Here is an 18815-nt window from a genome sequence, read left to right on the forward strand (position 1 = left end):
GGTGGGGGCGCCGCCAGCGGGCAGCACCCCGGAACCCGCTTACTCCGCCGCGATGGCGACGCCGTCCTCGTCGAGCTCGTTGCTCTTCAGGTCGACGTTCAGGCCCAGCGAGCGCATTTCCTTGACGAGCACGTTGAAGCTCTCCGGAATGCCGGCCTCGAACGTGTCGTCGCCCTTGACGATCGCCTCGTAGACCTTGGTGCGGCCGACCACGTCGTCCGACTTCACCGTCAGCATTTCCTGCAAGGTATACGCCGCGCCGTAGGCCTGGAGAGCCCAGACCTCCATCTCGCCGAAGCGCTGGCCGCCGAACTGCGCCTTGCCACCCAGCGGCTGCTGCGTGACGAGCGAGTAAGGCCCGATCGACCGGGCGTGGATCTTGTCGTCCACAAGGTGGTGCAGCTTGAGCATGTAGATGATGCCCACCGTCACCTTGCGGTCGAACTTGTCACCCGTGCGGCCGTCGAACAGGTCCGACTGACCGGAGGGGTCGAGCCCCGCCAGCGCCAGCATGTCCGCCACGTCCGACTCGTGCGCGCCGTCGAACACCGGCGTGCCCATCGGCACGCCGCCCCTCAGGTTCTGCGCCAGCTCGATGATCTCGCCCGCGTCGCGTGCCTCGATGTCGGCGGCATAGTGATCGCCATAGACTTCGAGCAGACGGCTCTTGACCGCATCCGGCATCACGCCGCCCTTGGCATCGGGATTGGCTTCGCGCCATTCCTCCAGCTGGGCCGCGATCTGCATGCCGAGACCGCGTGCGGCCCAGCCCAGATGCGTTTCGAAGATCTGCCCGACGTTCATGCGCGACGGCACGCCCAGCGGGTTGAGCACCAGATCGACCGGGGTCCCGTCCGCGAGGAAGGGCATGTCCTCCTGCGGCAGGATGCGGCTGATGACGCCCTTGTTGCCGTGACGGCCGGCCATCTTGTCGCCCGGCTGCAGCTTGCGCTTCACCGCCACGAAGACCTTGACCATCTTGAGCACGCCCGGCGGCAGCTCGTCGCCCCGCTCCAGCTTCTCGCGACGGTCGTGGAACTTGTCGGTGATCAGCTTGGCGGCGTCGTCATACTGCTGCTTGACCGCCTCCAGGTCCGACTGGACCTTGTCGTCGGCCACCGCGAACTTCCACCATTCGTGGCGGTCGACGCTGTCCAGCATCTCCATATCGATCGTGGAGCCCTTCTTCAGGCCCTTCGGTACGGCGGTGGCGACCTGATCGAGCAGCATCTCGCGCAAGCGCGACCATGTGGCACGGTTCAGGATGGTGCGCTCGTCGTCCGAGTCCTTCTTCAGGCGCTCGATCTCCTCGCGCTCGATCGCCATCGCACGCTCGTCCTTGTCGATGCCGTGGCGATTGAAGACGCGGACGTCGACGATCGTGCCGGCAACGCCCGGCGGCAGGCGGAGCGACGTGTCGCGCACGTCCGACGCCTTCTCACCGAAGATGGCGCGGAGCAGCTTTTCCTCCGGCGTCATCGGGCTTTCGCCCTTCGGTGTGATCTTGCCGACCAGGATATCGCCCGGCTCGACCTCTGCGCCGATATAGACGATGCCCGCCTCGTCGAGGTTGCGCAGCGCTTCCTCGCCGACATTGGGGATGTCGCGCGTGATGTCCTCAGGCCCCAGCTTCGTGTCGCGGGCCATCACCTCGAACTCGTCGATGTGGATCGACGTGAACACGTCGTCCTTCACGATCCGCTCGCTGATGAGGATCGAATCCTCGTAGTTGTAGCCGTTCCAGGGCATGAACGCGACGAGCGCGTTGCGGCCCAGCGCCAGCTCGCCGAACTCGGTCGACGGACCGTCGGCCAGCACGTCGCCGGCGTTGATGACATCGCCCACCTTCACCAGCGGACGCTGGTTGATGCAGGTCGACTGGTTCGAGCGCTGGAACTTCATCAGGGTGTAGATGTCGACGCCCGACTTGCCGGCATCGACGTCACCCGTGGCGCGGATCACGATGCGCGAGGCATCGACCTGATCGACGATACCGGCGCGCTTCGCCGAGATCGCCGCGCCGGAATCGCGTGCCACCGTCTCTTCCATGCCGGTTCCGACGAACGGCGCCTCGGCCTGGACGAGCGGCACCGCCTGACGCTGCATGTTCGAACCCATCAGGGCGCGGTTGGCGTCGTCGTTTTCCAGGAACGGGATCAGCGACGCGGCGACCGACACCAGCTGCTTCGGGCTGACATCCATCAGCGTGACGTTGTCGGGCAGCGCCATCAGGAACTCGCCCGCCTGACGCGACGACACCAGCTCCTCGGAGAAGCCGCCATTCTCGTCCAGCTCGGCGGAAGCCTGCGCGATCGTGTGCTTGGCCTCCTCCATCGCCGACAGATAGACGACGTCGTCGGTGACCTTGTGGTCCACGACCTTGCGGTACGGCGTCTCGATGAAGCCGTACTTGTTCACCCGGCTGAACGACGCCAGCGAGTTGATGAGGCCAATGTTCGGGCCCTCCGGCGTTTCGATCGGGCAGATGCGACCGTAGTGGGTCGGGTGAACGTCGCGGACTTCGAAGCCCGCACGCTCACGTGTCAGACCGCCCGGGCCGAGCGCCGAAACGCGACGCTTGTGCGTCACTTCGGACAGCGGATTGGTCTGATCCATGAACTGCGACAGCTGCGACGAGCCAAAGAATTCACGCACCGCGGCGACCGCCGGCTTGGCGTTGATGAGGTCGTTCGGCATCACCGTCGACACGTCCACCGACGACATGCGCTCCTTCACGGCGCGCTCCATCCGCAGCAGGCCGACGCGGTACTGGTTCTCGAGCAGCTCGCCCACCGAACGTACGCGGCGGTTGCCGAGATTGTCGATGTCGTCGATCTCGCCCTTGCCGTCCTTCAGGCCGACCAGCGTCTTCACCACGGCGAGGATGTCCTCGGTCCGCAGCGTCGTGACGGTGTCTTCGGCATCGAGGTCGAGGCGCATGTTCAGCTTGACGCGGCCGACCGCCGACAGGTCGTACCGGTCGGGATCGAAGAACAGGCCGGCGAACAGCGACTCCGCCGTCTCCAGCGTCGGCGGCTCGCCGGGGCGCATGACGCGGTAGATGTCGGACAGCGCCTGCTCGCGCTCCTCGGCCTTGTCGGCCTTCAGCGTGTTGCGGATCCACGGACCGGTCGAGACATGGTCGATGTCGAGCAGCTCGATACGCTCGATACCCGCCTGATCCAGCTTCTCGAGATTGTCGGCACCGATCTCGTCACCGGCCTCGACATAGATCTCGCCCGTCGTCTCGTTGATGAGGTCGTAGGCGGAGTAGCGGCCGTAGATTTCCTCGGTCGGGATCAGCAGCTCGGTCAGACCATCCTTGGCTGCCTTGTTGGCGGCGCGTGGGCTGATCTTCTGCTGGGCGGCGAACACCACCTCGCCCGACGATGCGTCGACGATGTCGAACAACGGCTTCACGCCGCGCCAGTTCTCGGCCGCGAACGGGATGATCCAGCCACCCTGACCGCGGACATAGGTCACGCGGTTGTAGAATTCGTTGAGGATGTCCTCGCTCGTCATGCCGAGCGCGTAGAGCAGCGCCGTCACCGGCAGCTTGCGCTTGCGATCGATGCGGACGTTGACGATGTCCTTGGCATCGAACTCGAAATCGAGCCAAGACCCGCGATACGGAATGACGCGCGCGGCGAAGAGGTACTTGCCGCTGGCATGGGTCTTGCCGCGATCATGGTCGAACAGTACGCCCGGCGAACGGTGCATCTGCGACACGATGACGCGCTCGGTGCCGTTGATGAAGAAGGTGCCGTTCTCCGTCATCAGGGGCATGTCGCCCATGTAGACGTCCTGCTCCTTGATATCGATGACCGACTTGGCCTCGGTATCCGGATCGACCTCGAACGCGGTCAGGCGCAGGGTGACGCGCATCGGCGCCGCATAGGTGATGCCCCGCTGGCGGCATTCCTCGACGTCGAACTTGGGCGGTTCGAGGACGTAATCGTCGAAATCGAGATAGGCGGTGCCGGCGAAATCCTGGATCGGGAACACGCTGCGCAGCGTCTTCTCCAGACCCGACACGTGGCCGGTGGCCTTGTCCGAGCGCAGGAACTGCTCATAGCTTTCCCGCTGAACCTCGATCAGGTTCGGCATCTGCACGACTTCGTGGATGTTGCCGAACACCTTGCGGATACGCCGCTTGGCGGTGCCGCTTTCGACCCGCCGGGCGCTGCCGCCGTCGATTGCCTTGGTTGCCATAGGAATACAGTGCCTCGTCAGCCAGAATTGCCGGCGCATAGGTCGGACGCAAAAAAGCCGATCGCAATCCTGCGTCGGCTTTCGGCGTCCAAGAACCGCAAGCTTCCCATTCGATCGGCATGCTGCGCGACGGCATACCATTTCCCGGAAGCTGTGGTGATGAGGGCGATATAGGCACCGGGTCGGCTGATGTCAAAGGGCCGCGCAACCTCCGGCCTTGATGCCGGTTGGGATCGCCGAGAGGGCGGCGGTGTGTCGCCCCCACCGAGAGGATGCGGACGATGACAGACGACAATACTGCGAGCACGGCCGGGCAGGGCCAGTTTCACGATCGAATCACCGAGCCGGCGCGTCGTGCGGGCGAAGCCATGAAGGCGTCCGGCGAGAAGATGGTGGAGGGCGGCTCCACCATCGGCGTCAGGATGATCGATCAGGCCGAACAGAATGCGCGCGAGGCGTTCAATGCGATGCGGGAAGCGGCAGGCGCCAAAGACATTTCGGAAGTCATGAAGATCCAGGGCGATTATCTGCGCGAACAGAGCAACCGGTCGATGGCGCAGGCCCGGGAGATCGGCGAGCTCATCATGCAGTTCGGCCGCGACGCGGTCGCGCCGATGAAGGGCGGGGCAGGGGAGTAGCCGACCGTCGGCACCCTCTCCTTTCTAGGAGGGGGTGCCGGACCTTGCGTCACTGGCCGGTGCGGATGCGCTCCATGACGCGCTTGTGCAGCCAGATGTTCATCTCTGCCGAGCCGTCCTTCTCACCTTCGTAGCCCAGCTCCGTCGCCAGCTGCTTCCGGTTGTCGAGGGTGGGGTCCATGCCGATCAGCTTCATCAGGTCGACGATCGAGCTCTTGTAGTTCAGGTCGGGATCGCCCTTGGAGTGGTAGATCTTCTCCAGCGCCGCATCGGCGTCGACCGTTTTCGGCGCGGCCGGTGCTGGTGCAGATGCGGGTGTCGGGGCGGGCGCAGCGGCGGCCGGAGCAGGAGTCGGGGCTGGCGTGGGCTTCGTGTCCGCGGCGGCGGGATGGCCGAAGATCGCGTCCTTGATCGATCCGAAGATACTCATGATGACGGTGTCCCTTTCGTTGAAGTCGATCGTGCAACGTGCAGGTCGGTGGATCGGGTCCGGATCAGCCGCCGATCGGACAGGCGAGGATCGCCAGATCGTGCGCCGTGCCCGACTGGTCGCGGACGTGCCGGGCCAACAGCGCCTCCTGATGGAAGCCGACGCTTTCCAGCAAGGTTCGCGACCCGGCCTGATCGACGGTCATCGACGCGGTCAGCTTGGCGAGGCCGTGCGCGGTGGCGGCGGCGAACACCGCCTCCACCAGATCGCGGCCCAGCCCGTGGCCGCGCCGGTCCGCCATGACGAGCAGCCGGACTTCGCCGACATGCGCGCTCCAGCCGTGCGGATCGCGGACCAGTGCGGCGCTGCCGATGATGACGCCGTCCGCATCCGCCGCGAGGAAGCTGTCGATCCAGCCCGCCTCGATCGCCTCCAGCCACGCCGCGATCACCCGCGGCTGGCGCAGGTCGCGGCCCAGAAACAGCAGGTCATGCTCGGGCAGCCCGGCCGCGAAGGCGAGCATCGCGTCGCGATCGGCAGGGCGGAAACGACGGATGACATGGTTCATGCCGCGACCCTCCCCCTGCCGGCGAGCGACGTCAAGGCGTTGCGGTGGTTGGCGGTCCCGAAGGAGCGGCGAGCGGGCGTGGTCCGTTCGCCGTCGCATCCAGCGTCGAATCCCCGCCGAGCACGCGGTAGAGCGTTACGCGGTTGGAAGCGGCGGTCAGCTGGGTCGCGACGAACTGGCGCTGGGCGGTGTAGAAGGACCGCTGCGCATCGAGGGTGTTGAGGAACGGCGAGATGCCGCCCCGGTACGACGCATCGGTCAGCCGCAGCGTATCGGCGGCGGCGGCGGCGAAGCGGCGATTGGCGCTCAACTGCTGGTCGATCGTGCCCTGCCGCGCGAGCGCATCCGCGGTCTCGCGGAACGCGCTTTGGATCGCGCGTTCGTAGGTGGCGAGCGCGGCATCGCGCTGCGCCTGACTGAATACGACGCCCGCCCGGCCCGCGCCGGCGCGGAAGATCGGGTAGCCCACGTTCGGCGCGACCGAATAGGTGAAGCTGTCCCCCTTGAAGAGCGACGACAACGCGTTGGATGCGAAGCCGACGAGTCCGGTGAGCGAGATCGTCGGAAACAGCGCGGCCCGCGCCGCGCCGATCTCCGCATTGGTGGCGCGCAATTCGTATTCGGCCTGCACCACGTCGGGACGGCGCAGCAGGATCTGCGAGTCCAGCCCGGCGGGCAGAGCGGCGACCGTCGCCGCGGCCTCGTCCAGCGTTGCTGGCAGCAGGGCCGGATCGACCGGCGCGCCGACCAGCAGCTGCAGTGCATTGGCATCCTGCGCGACCGCCGTCCGCTGGAGCGCGAGGTCGCTCTCGGCGGTCGCTAGGATCTGCTCGGCTTGCGCCACGTCGGTGCGCGGCGAGATGCCGCCACGCAAGCGCGCGCGCGTCAGCACGACGGAGCGCTGCGCCGAGGATGCGGTGTCCTGCGCGATCCGGAGCAGGCTCTGGTCCGCCGCATAGGTCAGCCACGCATCGGCGATGTCGCCGACCAGCGTCAGGCGCGTGGCGCGCGCCGCGGCCTCCGTGGCGAAATACCGGTCGAGCGCGGCGCGGGTCAGGCTGCGGACGCGGCCGAACAGGTCGATTTCGAATGCGGTGATGCCCAGCCCGGCGGAGAAGGCGCTGCCGCCGCCCGACGTCGTGATGATCGTGCCGGTGCCGCCCGTCCCCCCGGTGCCACCCGTCCCCGTGCCGCCGGTTCCGCCCGTACCGGTCCCACCGGTCCCACCGGTGCCGCCGCCCGCGGTCGTCGTCGCACCGCGACCGCCGCCGGAATAGGTGTAGCGGCCGGTCGCATCGACCTGCGGGAACAGGTCGGATCGCTGGACGCGGTACTGCGCGCGCGCCGCCTGAATGTTCGCAGCGGCGATGCGCAGGTCGCGGTTGTTGACCAGCGCCTGCTCGATCAACGTCTGCAATCGGCGGTCGGTGAACACTGCCGGAAAGCTGACCGACGGCAGCGCCGCCTCGGTCTGACGCAGATACGCGTCGCCGACCGGCCATGATTGCGGCGTCGGAAGTTCGGGACGAACATATTTCGGCGCGAACGAGCAGGCCGACAGCGCGGTCGCGGCGAGGACGATGGAGAGGATCGGCTTGCGCATCATGCGGGCTCCGGCCGGTTTTGCGGCCTTTGTGGTCCCTGAAGCTCGGGCGGGCCATAAGGCTCGCTGCCGTCGTCATCGTGCCCCTGGCCATGCCCGTCCTTGCCCTGGAAACCCGTCGGGCGACCGCGCAGCCTGGCGATACCGTCGCGAACGCCGCGGCGGACGAGGACGAAGAACAGCGGGATGTAGAAGATCGCGAGGAAGGTCGCCGACAACATGCCGCCGATCACCGCCGTACCGATCGCGATCCGGCTGTTCGCGCCCGCGCCGGTCGAGATGGCCAGCGGCAACACGCCGAAGATGAACGCGAACGACGTCATCAGGATCGGGCGGAGACGGATCTTGGCGGCCTGCAATGCGGCGTCGATGACCCGCGCGCCCTTCCGTTCCGCCTGCTCCGCGAACTCGATCATCAGGATCGCGTTCTTCGCCGCCAGCCCCATCGTCGTCAGCAGGCCGATCTGGAGATACACGTCGTTGGTCAGCCCGCGCAGCGTGACGAAGGCGATCGCGCCGATCAGCCCCAGCGGGATGACGAGCAGCACCGCGAACGGGATCGACCAGCTTTCGTAGAGAGCGGCGAGGCACAGGAACACGACGAGGATCGACAGGCCGTAGAGGATCGGGGCCTGACCGGAGGAAACGTCCTCCTGAAACGACAGCCCCGCCAGTGCGACCGACGTCCCCGGAATCTGGCTGGCGAGCCGTCGCATCGTCTCCAGCGCCTGACCCGAGCTTTGCCCCGGCGCGGCCGAACCCTGGAATTCGAAGCTCTGGATGCCGTTGAAGCGCGACAGCGACACCGGCGCCTGCTCCCACGACGTCGTCGCGAAGGAAGAGAAAGGAGCCATCTGCCCGGACGATCCGCGTACGAACCACTGGTTGATGTCGTCCGGTTTCGACCGGTACGGCGCGTCGCCCTGAACGAAGACGCGCTTCACGCGTCCGCGGTCGAGGAAGTCGTTGACGTACTGGCCGCCCCAAGCGGTCGACAGCGTAGAGTTGACCGTCGCCTGCGTCAGGCCCAGCGTCGCCAGCTTCTGCGGATCGACATTGACCTTCACGTTGGGCACGTCGGGTAGTTCGGTCAGGCGCACGCCAACCAGCGACGGCTCTCCGGAGGCGGCGGCGAGCAGCTTGTCCCGCGCCTCCTCGAACTGTTGCAGGCTCATGCCGCTGGTATTCTGCAGTTCGATCGTGAAGCCGTTCGACTGGCCCAGACCGCGCACCGCCGGCGGCACCAGCGCATAGACCTGCGCGTCGCGAAGTCCGGCGAACGCGGCGGAAGCGCGCTGCGTGATCGCGTCGGCGGAGTTCTCCTTGCCCTCGCGCAACGACCAGTCCTTCAGCGCGACGAAGCCGAGACCCGTATTCTGTCCGCCCGGCGCGCCGCCGCCACCGATGCCGCTGACCGAGAAGGCGGTGGCGACATTCGCGCCCTCGTTGTTGACGAAGTAGTTCTCGACCTCCTTCTGGACCTCGAACGTACGGTTCTGGGTCGCGCCGGGAGGCAGCTGGAACTGGACGATCGCAATGCCCTGATCCTCGGTCGGCAGGAAGCCGGTCGGCATCCGCAGGAACAGCACCGCGAGCAGCACGACGACGCCGGCATAGATGCCCAGCCACAGCCATTTCGCCGCGATGATCTTCTTGATCGCATCGACATAGCGGTCCGAGGTGCGATCAAACCAGTTGTTAAAATTGTCGCGAGCGCGGGCGAAGACATGCGCGACCTTCGGGAATTTCCGGCCCAGCCAGCCCTCCTGAATCGGGTCGCCATGCTCGTCCGTGGCATGCTTCTGCTTCAGCAGGGTCGTCGTTAGCGCGGGCGACAGCACCAGCGCGACGACCACCGACAGGACCATCGCCGATACGACCGTCAGCGAGAACTGACGATAGATGACGCCGGTCGATCCGCCGAAGAACGCCATCGGCAGGAACACCGCTGACAGGACGAGGGCAATCGCGATTAGCGCAACGGTGATCTCGTCCATCGACTGGATCGTCGCCTCCCGCGGCGACATTTCGGGATTCTCTTCCAGCAGGCGCTCGACATTCTCGACGACGACGATCGCATCGTCGACCAGCAGGCCGATCGCCAGCACGAGGCCGAACAGCGTCAGCGTGTTGATCGAGAAACCGGCGAGATAGAAGACGGCGAACGTGCCGAGCAGCACGACGGGCACCGCGATCGTCGGGATCAGCGTCGCGCGCCAGCTTTGCAGGAACACGAACATGACGATGACGACGAGGATCACCGCCTCGATCAGGGTCTTCACGACCTCCTCGATCGATAGTTTGATGAACTCGGTCGAGTCGTTGACGAAGGTATATTCGTAGCCGGGCGGGAAGTTCTTCGCCGCGGCCTCGACCTGCGCCTTGACCAGCTCGGCGGTTTCCAGAGCGTCCGCACCGGGGGCGAGCAGCACGGCGATACCGGCGCCGGGATGCTGGTTGATGCGGCTGCGCGCCGCGTAGTTTTCCGCCCCCAGCTCGACCCAGCCGACATCGGATACGCGCACGGCCGCGCCGCCGGTCGTCGTCTTCAGGATGATGTTGCGGAACTGCTCGGGCGTCTGGAGGCGCGACTGCGCTGTGACGACGGCGTTCAGATACTGTTTGTCGGACGACGGTTGCCCGCCGATCTCGCCCGCCGCGACTTCGGCGTTCTGCGCCTGCACCGCGCTGACGACATCCGCGGGGATCAGCTGGAAGCTGTTGAGCTTGTTCGGATCGAGCCAGATCCGCATCGCGTATTGCGATCCGAACACGTTGGTGTCGCCGACGCCGGGCGTACGGCCCAGCGGATCCTGCAACGTGGAGGTCAGGTAATCCGACACGTCGCGGTTGGTCGAGCGGTCGGTGGAGTCGTAGACGGCGGCGATCAGCAGGAAGTCCGGGTTGGACTTGCGGACGATCAGGCCCTGTTGCTGCACCTGTTGCGGCAGGCGGGCGAGCGCCTGCTGAACCTGATTCTGGACCTGAACCTGCGCGATGTCGGGATCGACGCTCTTGTCGAACGTACAGGTGATCGTCACCTGACCGCGGCTGGACGACGACGACTGGAAATACAGCAAGCCGTCGATGCCGGTCAGCGTCTGCTCGACCACCTGCGTGACGGCGTTCTGCAACGTCTGCGCGTTCGCACCCGGATAGGTGGCCCGGATCGACACCTGCGGCGGCGCGACGTCGGGATATTGCGCGATCGGCAGGCCGAGGATCGCGCCGACGCCGCCCAGCATGATGATGATCGCGATCACCCAGGCGAAGATCGGGCGATCGATGAAGATGCGGCTAATCATGAGGAGGTCAGCCGGCCTTCTTCTGCGCGGAGTCGCCGCCGCCTTCACCGTCCCTGGGCGGTGCCTGCACCCGCTGCGGCGTATTGGCCGGGACCGGCTGAACCTGCTGGCCGGGGCGCAGCTTCGACAGGCCCTGGACGATGATCCTGTCGCCCTGGTTCAGCCCTTCGGTCACGACCCAGTATTCGCCCTGGGTGCGCTCCGCGACGACCTTCTTCTGGACCGCCTTGTTGCCGGGGCCGACGATGATGACCGTCGCCTGACCCTGCGGATTACGGCTGACGCCCTGTTGCGGGACGAGGAAGGCGCGGCGATTGATCGCCTGCGCGAAACTGGCGCGGACAAACATGCCGGGCAACAATATGCCCTGCGGATTAGGGAAGCGGGCGCGCAGCGTCGTGGTGCCCGTGGTGGGATCGACCAGCGCCTCCGAAAACTCGATCGTGCCTGTCTGGCCGTAATCGCCGCCGTCCGGCAGCTTCAGCCGGACCTGCGCCGTCGTCGACGTCACCCCGCCCGAGGCGAGGCTGCGACGCAGCGACAGCAGCGCGTCGGCGGATTGCTGGATATCCACGAACATCGGGTCGAGCCGCTGGATCTGCGCCAGCGGGTCGGCCTGCGTCGCGGACACCAATGCGCCGACGGTGAACAGCGACCGGCCGATCCGGCCGGTGATCGGCGCGGGTACGGTGGTGAAGCGCAGGTTGATCTGCGCCGTCTCCAGCGCGGCGCGGGTCTGGCCGACGGCAGCGGTCGCCTGACGCGATTGCGCGACGGCGTTGGTATAATCCTGCTTCGAGATCGCCTCGATCTCCGCCAGCGGACGATAGCGCTCGGCAAGGATGCGGGTCGCTTCCTGATTGGCGCGCGCGCTGGCGAGGTTGGCACGCGCCTCGTTGGCGGCGGCGCGGTACAGCCGCGGGTCGATCTCGTAGAGAGGTTGCCCACGCGTCACGAGCGCACCTTCGGTGAAGAAGCGGCGGCGGATGATACCGGTCACCTGCGGGCGGACGTCTGAGCTCTCGAACGCAGTCGTACGGCCGGCGAGTTCGGTGACCAGCGCCGCATCGGTCGGCTGCACCACCACAAACCCGACCTGAGGCGTACCGCGGCCCGGCTGCTGACCACCCTTACCCGCACCTTTTTGCGCCGACTCACCCCCACCGCATGCGCCGAGCGTCAGGGCGAGGCCAATCGCGATGCCCGCGGCCGCGGGCCGCACATTCTGAAATTTCAAGTTGAGCGTGTCCGTCTGGTACACCGGAGCCCCGGAACCGATCCTTAATGTCCCAGATCGGAAATGGTTGCAGCCCAGAAAATGCCCCTGCGATCGATTTTAGTGTGCGACTGCCAAGGTCCGAAACGGACTTTCACGGGTTAGGCGTCCATGCACCACGATTCTGCCGATACCGATACTGACAAACGCTTGGCGGCCGAGGCGGCGGCGGGGGAAGTTGTGGACGGAATGCTGGTCGGTCTGGGCACCGGGTCGACGGCGGCGCACGCGATCCGCGCAATCGGCAGGCTGAAGCTGCACATCGACGCTGTCGCGACGTCGAACGCCAGCGCCGATCTGGCCCGGTCGCTCGGCATCCGGGTTCGCGATTTCGCGGACGTCGCGACGGTGGACCTGACGATCGACGGGGCGGACGAGATCGACGCACAGTTCCGCGCGATCAAGGGTGCGGGCGGAGCGATGCTGCGCGAAAAGGTCGTGGCCTGCGCCAGCCGCCGCATGATCGTGATCGCCGATGGCAGCAAGCGCGTCGAGGCGATCGGTGCGGCGAAGCTGCCCGTGGAGGTGCTGCCGTTCGCCGCCGGCTTCGTCGCGTCGCGCATCGCGGGGCTGGTGCGGTCCGCTACGTGGCGCGGCGATTACCGGACGGACAACGGTCATCGCGTCCTCGACTGCGATGTCGGCGCGTACCGCGACTGGGAATGCCTGTCGGACGCGATCGGGCGCATCCCCGGAGTCGTTGGCCATGGCCTGTTCCTGACGCAGGTCGATGCCGCATATATTGCGGAGGGCGGCGTCGTTACGAGAACGGAACGGGCGGGACTGGCACGGCCCTCCTCTTCTCGCTAGGGGAGCGACCAGTCGCAACCCGACCGGCGGCTGCGCGTTCCGCCCTTCGACCAGAGCGAGGTTCCATTCATGTCCGATACCCAGACCGCCACTCCTGCGGCCGCATCCCTGCACGAGGACGGCAGCCCGGAGCGGCTGGCGATCGATACCATCCGCACGCTGTCTATGGACGCGGTGCAGAAGGCCAATTCGGGCCATCCCGGCACGCCGATGGCGCTCGCGCCGGTCGGCTGGACGATCTGGAACCGCTTCCTGCGTTACGATCCCGCGCACCCCGACTGGCCGAACCGCGACCGCTTCGTGCTGTCGGTCGGCCACGCGTCGATGCTTCTGTATTCCATCCTGCATCTGGCGGGTGTCGCGGAGATCGATGCCGAGGGTAACAAGACGGGGAAGGAGGCGGTCAGTCTCGACGATATCCGCCAGTTCCGTCAGCTTTCGTCCAAGACGCCGGGCCATCCGGAATACCGGCACACCACGGGTGTCGAGACGACGACCGGCCCGCTGGGGCAGGGTTGCGGCAATTCGGTCGGCATGGCGATCGCCGAGCGCTGGCTGGCGGCGCGGTATAATCGTGACGGGTTCAAGCTGTTCGACCACGATGTCTACACCGTCTGCGGCGACGGCGACATGATGGAGGGCGTGTCCGCCGAGGCGGCCAGCCTTGCCGGTCATCTCAAGCTGTCGAACCTGTGCTGGGTTTACGACAGCAACCACATCTCGATCGAGGGTGGCACCGATCTGGCGTTCGACGAGGACGTCGGGCTGCGGATGAAGGCGTACGGCTGGAACGTCATCCATGTCGACGATGCCAACGATATCGCGGCGCTGACCAGCGCGTTCGAGACGTTCCGCGCGACCACGGATCGGCCGACCTTCATCGTCGTCCACTCCGTCATCGGCTGGGGCAGCCCCAAGGCCGGCAGCGAGAAGGCGCATGGCGAGCCGCTGGGCGAGGATAATATACGCGCCACCAAGAAGGCCTATGGCTGGCCCGAGGACGAGCAGTTCCGCGTGCCGGACGGCGTCGTCGACAGCTTCCGCGGCGCGGTGTCGGATCGCGGCCAGCCGCTGCGCGACGCGTGGGTCAAGCTGACGGACGCGTATCGCTCGTCCCACCCTGAGCAGGCCGCGGAACTCGACCTGCTGCTGAAGGACAAGCTTCCCGACGACTGGGATGCCGACATCCCCGTCTTCCCGGCTGACGCAAAGGGTGTCGCGAGCCGCGACTCCGGTGGCAAGGTACTGAACGCGATCGTCGGCAAGACGCCGTGGTTGATCGGCGGATCGGCCGACCTCGCGCCCTCGACCAAGACCGACATCAAGGGCGCGCCGTCGTTCGAGGCGGACAATTATGGCGGCACCAACTTCCACTTCGGCGTCCGCGAGCATGGCATGGGCGCGGTCGTGAACGGCATGGCGCTGTCGCACCTGCGCTCCTACGGCTCTACCTTCCTCGTGTTCGCGGATTACATGCGGGCGCCGATTCGCCTGTCGGCGATCATGGAATTGGGCGCGATCTGGGTCTTCACCCACGACTCGATCGGCGTCGGCGAGGACGGCCCGACCCACCAGCCGATCGAGCATCTGGCGACGCTGCGCGCGATCCCCGGCCTCGACACGATCCGGCCGGGCGATGCGAACGAGACGGCCTGGGCATGGCGGGCCGCGCTGGAGAAGGCGGATCGTCCGACCGCGCTGATCCTGTCGAGGCAGGCGCTGCCGACGCTCGATCGTGACAAGTATGCCAGCGCCGAGGGTGTGATGAAGGGCGGCTACGTGCTGGCCGATAGCGAGAACCCGCAGGTGATCCTGATCGCGACCGGCAGCGAATTATCGCTGGTCGTAGAGGCTCACGAGCGGCTGAAAGCGGAGGGCGTCGCCAGCCGCGTCGTGTCGATGCCGAGCTGGTATCGGTACGAGTTGCAGGATCAGGCGTATCGCGACTCCGTGCTGCCGCGCGACATGACGGCACGCGTGGCGGTCGAGATGGCGGGATCGATGGGCTGGGATCGTTACGTCGGGTTCGACGGCGCGACGATCACGATGTCGACGTTCGGCGCATCCGCCCCGATCGCCAAGTTGCAGGACAAATACGGCTTCACGGTCGACAACATCGTCAAGGTCGCGCGTGACGTGATGGAGAAGCGCAATGGGTAAGCTGAGTGACCTGTCCGCCGCCGGCACCGCCGTCTGGCTGGATTTCGTCGACCGCAAGTTCCTCGAGGAGGGCGGGCTGGAGAAGCTGGTCGAGGCCGACGGCCTGACCGGCGTCACGTCCAACCCGTCGATCTTCGAAAAGGCGATGGGCCATGGCGACGCCTATGACGGCACGCTGGCCGCGTTCGACAAGGAGAACCCCGGCGCGGCGACGATCGACCGGTACGAGCATCTCGCGATCCAGGACATCAAGGCGGCGGCGGAAACGCTGAAGCCCGTCTACGATCGGCTGGAGTCGAAGGATGGCTATGTCAGCCTCGAAGTGTCGCCGTACATCGCCGACGACACGGATGCGACGATCGCCGAGGCGCGCAAGCTGTGGGACGCCGTCGATCGCCGGAACCTGATGATAAAGATCCCCGGCACACCCGCCGGTGCGCCCGCCATCGCCGCGACGATCGCGGCCGGGATCAACGTCAACGTCACGTTGCTGTTCTCGCAGGAGGATTACCAGCGCGTCGCCGAAGCTTATGCGATGGGGCTGGAAGAACGTGTCCGCCAGAACCAGCCGATCGATCGTATCGCGTCGGTCGCCAGCTTCTTCGTCAGCCGCATCGACAGCAAGATCGACGCGAAGATCGATGAGCGCGTGAAGGACGGCGATGCGGATAGCGAGGCGCTGAAGGCGCTGCGCGGCAAGGTCGCCATCGCCAACGCCAAGCTGGCCTATGCCTGGTATCAGGACTTCATCGCGTCCGATCGCTGGCAGGCGCTTGCCGCCAGGGGCGCACAACCGCAGCGGCTGTTGTGGGCTTCGACCGGTGTCAAGGACCCGGCCTATCCCGATACGCTGTACGTCGATGAGTTGATCGGACCGGAAACGGTCAACACGATGCCGCCGAAGACGATGGACGCGTTCCGCGAGCGTGGCACGGTCGCGCAGACGCTGACGACCGACGTCGATGCGTCGCGCCACGTGCTGGCGGAGGCCGAGCGGCTCGGCCTCGATCTCGACGGCGTCACCGGCGGACTGGTCGAGGAGGGCGTCGCCTCCTTTGCCAAGGCGTTCGACGATCTGCTGGGTGCGATCGCGCAGAAGCAGCCGGCGGAGGCGTGATGTTTGAAGCCCCTGCCCGTCGGGGCAGGGGCTTGTCGCACGGAACTCCCTCGCCGCGCCGGACTTGTGCAGCGAAACGACCTCCAACTGGGATGACGAAATGAAGATCGCGATGATCGGCCTCGGCCGGATGGGCGGGAACATGGCGCGCCGCCTGATGGAGGGCGGGCACCAGATCGTCGCCTTCGACCGCGACGCCGATGCCGTGGCGAAGATCGTCGCCGACGGTGCGGAGGGTGCAGCATCGCTGGATGAGGCACGCGGCAAGCTGGACAGCCCGGCGATCTGGTGGGTGATGCTGCCCGCCGGTCAGATCACGGAGCAGACGATCGGCACGATCGCAGAGGCGGCGCAGCCGGGCGACATCGTGATCGACGGCGGCAACAGCTTCTACAAGGACGATATCCGCCGCGCGAAAATGCTGGCCGAGAAGCAGCTTCACTATGTCGATGTCGGCACGTCCGGCGGCGTCTGGGGTCGCGAACGCGGCTATTGCATGATGATCGGCGGCGACAGGGAAACCGTCGATCTGCTCGACCCGATCTTCGACACGCTTGCGCCGGGCACGGGCGACATCGTCCGCACGCCGGGTCGCATCACGGACAAGGTCGATGGCCGTGCCGAAAAGGGCTATATCCACGCCGGTCCCGCGGGTTCCGGCCATTTCGTCAAGATGATCCACAACGGCATCGAATACGGCCTGATGCAGGCCTATGCTGAGGGGTTCGACATACTGAAGACCAAGTCGTCGGAAATCCTGCCCGAGGACGAACGCTTCGACCTGAACCTAACCGACATCGCCGAGGTCTGGCGACGCGGCAGCGTAATCTCGTCGTGGCTGCTCGACCTGACCGCCATCGCGCTGGCGAAGGACGAGATGCTCGACCAGTTCAGTGGCCACGTCGCCGACAGCGGCGAGGGTCAGTGGACGATCGACGCCGCGATGGAGGAGAAGGTGCCGGCCAATGTGCTGACCGCAAGCCTGTTCGCCCGCTATCGAAGCCGCGTCGAGCATAGCTATGGCGACAAGGTCTTGTCGGCGATGCGCTTCGGCTTCGGTGGCCATGTCGAGATGCCGCAGTGAGCAAAGCCCCTGCGACGCCGCGCCTGGTGGTGTCCGACGTCGATGGAACGCTGGTCGACAGGCAAAAGGCGCTGACGGCGGGCACGATCGCCGCTGTTCAACGGCTGCGCGATGCCGGCATCGGCTTCACGATCATTTCCGCACGCCCGATGTCGGGGGTGATGCCGATTGCCGACGCGCTGGAACTAGACGCGCCGATCGGCGCGTTCAACGGCGGGATCGTGTTCCGCCGGTCGGGCGAGATCATCGAGCATCATCGCATCCCCGCCGGTATCGCACGCGGCATCTGGGACTCGGTCAGCGATGCGAAGGTCGATCGCTGGGTGTTCGCGGACGATCGCTGGTATGCGTCGAGCGGCGAGGGCACGCATGTCGAACATGAGCGGGTCGCGTCGAACCAGGCCCCGATCGTTACCGACGATTTTGCCGACATTCTGACTCGCGCGGACAAGATCACGTTCGTCAGCGACGATGAGCCGTATCTGCGCTCCATCCACGCGCAGGTCGCGCCCGCCTTCGGCGAGCAGGCGACGGTGGTGCAGAGCCAGACCTATTATCTCGACGTCACCGCGCTGGAGGCGAACAAGGGCGCCGGCGTTGCCGAACTGGCGAATGCGTTCGGTGTGCCGCTCGCGGAAACGGCGGCGATCGGCGATCAGGCCAATGATATCCCGATGCTGGCGCGCGTCGGTTTCGCGATTGTCATGGGCAATGCACCTGACGCGATGCGCGCAAAGGCCGCGCACGTCACGCGCGGCAACGACGAAGACGGGGTCGCGCACGCGATCGACACGATGATCCTCAAAGGGCACGGAAACTCATGAAGCAACTCGTCGCATTCGACCTCGATGGAACGCTGGCGGAGAGCAAGCAGCCGTTGAAGGAGCCGATGGGCGAGGCGCTGGCCGACCTGCTCGGCGTGGCGAACGTCGCGGTGATTTCCGGCGGCGACTGGCCGCAGTTCGAGAAGCAGGTCGCCAGCCGCCTGCCGGCGCGTGCGGACCGGACGAAGCTGTGGCTGATGCCGACGACGGGCACGAAGCTCTACACGTTCAGGGACGATGCCTGGTCCGCCGTCTATGCGGAACTGTTCAGCGAAGAGCAGCGCAAGGAGATCGTCGCGGCGTTCAACACCTCGCTGGAGGCGACCGGCTTCGTGCCGGAGCAGGTCTGGGGCGAGCGGATCGAGGATCGCGGTAGCCAGATCACCTTCAGCGCGCTGGGTCAGCAGGCGCCGATCGACGCCAAGGAGCATTGGGACCCCGATTTCGCGAAGCGCAAGATCATCCAGGCCGACCTGAAGCAGCGGCTGCCGGACCTGTCGATCAACATGGGCGGCGCGACCTCGATCGACATCACGCAAAAGGGCGTCGACAAGGCGTACGGCCTGAAGAAGCTGCGCGACGCGAGCGGCATCCCGCTCGATTCGATGATGTTCATCGGCGACGCGATCTTCCCCGGCGGCAACGACTATCCGGCCAAGGAACTCGGCCTCGACACGGTGCGCGTCCGCGACCCGGAGGAGACGCTGAGCGTGATCGCGGCGATCGTCGCCTGCCAGAAGACCGGCTGAGCGATACCAAGGCTAACGGTGGCAGGGGCAGGCTCGCGG

Annotated in this window: 13 protein-coding genes; 7 read left to right on the forward strand and 6 right to left on the reverse strand. The window is 66.2% G+C overall.

Annotated elements, in window-relative coordinates; genetic code table 11:
• Window positions 1–39: 39 nt before the first annotated feature.
• A complete protein-coding gene (rpoB, locus tag ASG07_RS02305; RefSeq protein ID WP_055841584.1) occupies window positions 40–4212 on the reverse strand; it encodes a DNA-directed RNA polymerase subunit beta in 4173 nt (1390 codons plus the stop codon).
• A 281-nt stretch (window positions 4213–4493) separates the two neighbouring features.
• On the opposite strand from rpoB, the gene ASG07_RS02310 reads away from it, so the two are divergent.
• Entirely contained in the window at window positions 4494–4850 is a 357-nt protein-coding gene (locus ASG07_RS02310; protein WP_055841586.1) for a phasin family protein, read from the forward strand.
• Window positions 4851–4899: 49 nt separating this feature from the next.
• Here the strand turns inward: ASG07_RS02310 and ASG07_RS02315 are convergent, their stop codons facing one another.
• The 5 genes from ASG07_RS02315 to ASG07_RS02335 form a co-directional block, all read right to left on the reverse strand.
• Window positions 4900–5280, reverse strand: coding sequence for a DUF3597 domain-containing protein (locus ASG07_RS02315; RefSeq protein ID WP_055841589.1), 381 nt, complete (start codon window positions 5278–5280; stop codon window positions 4900–4902).
• 64 nt (window positions 5281–5344) lie between these two features.
• Window positions 5345–5848 (reverse strand): GNAT family N-acetyltransferase, encoded by a 504-nt coding sequence (locus ASG07_RS02320; protein ID WP_055841592.1) that lies wholly within the window; start codon window positions 5846–5848, stop codon window positions 5345–5347.
• A gap of 31 nt (window positions 5849–5879) precedes the next feature.
• Window positions 5880–7454, reverse strand: a complete 1575-nt coding sequence (locus ASG07_RS02325; protein ID WP_055841594.1) for an efflux transporter outer membrane subunit — start codon at window positions 7452–7454, stop codon at window positions 5880–5882.
• Window positions 7451–10756, reverse strand: coding sequence for a multidrug efflux RND transporter permease subunit (locus ASG07_RS02330; RefSeq protein ID WP_055841596.1), 3306 nt, complete (start codon window positions 10754–10756; stop codon window positions 7451–7453). Before ASG07_RS02330 ends, ASG07_RS02325 begins: the two co-directional genes overlap by 4 nt.
• Before the next feature lie 7 nt (window positions 10757–10763).
• On the reverse strand, window positions 10764–11993 hold the full coding sequence (locus tag ASG07_RS02335; protein ID WP_236694487.1) for an efflux RND transporter periplasmic adaptor subunit: 1230 nt from the start codon (window positions 11991–11993) through the stop codon (window positions 10764–10766).
• Window positions 11994–12143: 150 nt separating this feature from the next.
• Between ASG07_RS02335 and rpiA the strand changes: the two genes are divergently transcribed.
• The 6 genes from rpiA to ASG07_RS02365 all read left to right on the forward strand — a co-directional run bounded on the left by rpiA (window position 12144) and on the right by ASG07_RS02365 (window position 18776).
• Window positions 12144–12842 (forward strand): ribose-5-phosphate isomerase RpiA, encoded by a 699-nt coding sequence (gene rpiA / locus ASG07_RS02340; RefSeq protein ID WP_055841600.1) that lies wholly within the window; start codon window positions 12144–12146, stop codon window positions 12840–12842.
• A gap of 69 nt (window positions 12843–12911) precedes the next feature.
• Window positions 12912–15002 (forward strand): transketolase, encoded by a 2091-nt coding sequence (gene tkt, locus ASG07_RS02345; protein WP_055841603.1) that lies wholly within the window; start codon window positions 12912–12914, stop codon window positions 15000–15002.
• Window positions 14995–16119 (forward strand): transaldolase, encoded by a 1125-nt coding sequence (gene tal / locus ASG07_RS02350; RefSeq protein WP_055841606.1) that lies wholly within the window; start codon window positions 14995–14997, stop codon window positions 16117–16119. Before tkt ends, tal begins: the two co-directional genes overlap by 8 nt.
• A 100-nt stretch (window positions 16120–16219) precedes the next feature.
• Window positions 16220–17203: a phosphogluconate dehydrogenase (NAD(+)-dependent, decarboxylating) gene (gene gnd, locus ASG07_RS02355; RefSeq protein ID WP_055841608.1), complete on the forward strand. Its 984-nt coding sequence runs from the start codon at window positions 16220–16222 to the stop codon at window positions 17201–17203.
• A 26-nt stretch (window positions 17204–17229) separates the two neighbouring features.
• Complete coding sequence (locus tag ASG07_RS02360) at window positions 17230–18027, forward strand: Cof-type HAD-IIB family hydrolase (protein WP_236694488.1); 798 nt, start codon at window positions 17230–17232, stop codon at window positions 18025–18027.
• Window positions 18024–18776 (forward strand): HAD-IIB family hydrolase, encoded by a 753-nt coding sequence (locus tag ASG07_RS02365; RefSeq protein WP_055841614.1) that lies wholly within the window; start codon window positions 18024–18026, stop codon window positions 18774–18776. Before ASG07_RS02360 ends, ASG07_RS02365 begins: the two co-directional genes overlap by 4 nt.
• The last annotated feature ends 39 nt before the right edge of the window (window positions 18777–18815 follow it).

Source organism: Sphingomonas sp. Leaf343 (genome assembly GCF_001423765.1).
GTDB lineage: Bacteria > Pseudomonadota > Alphaproteobacteria > Sphingomonadales > Sphingomonadaceae > Sphingomonas.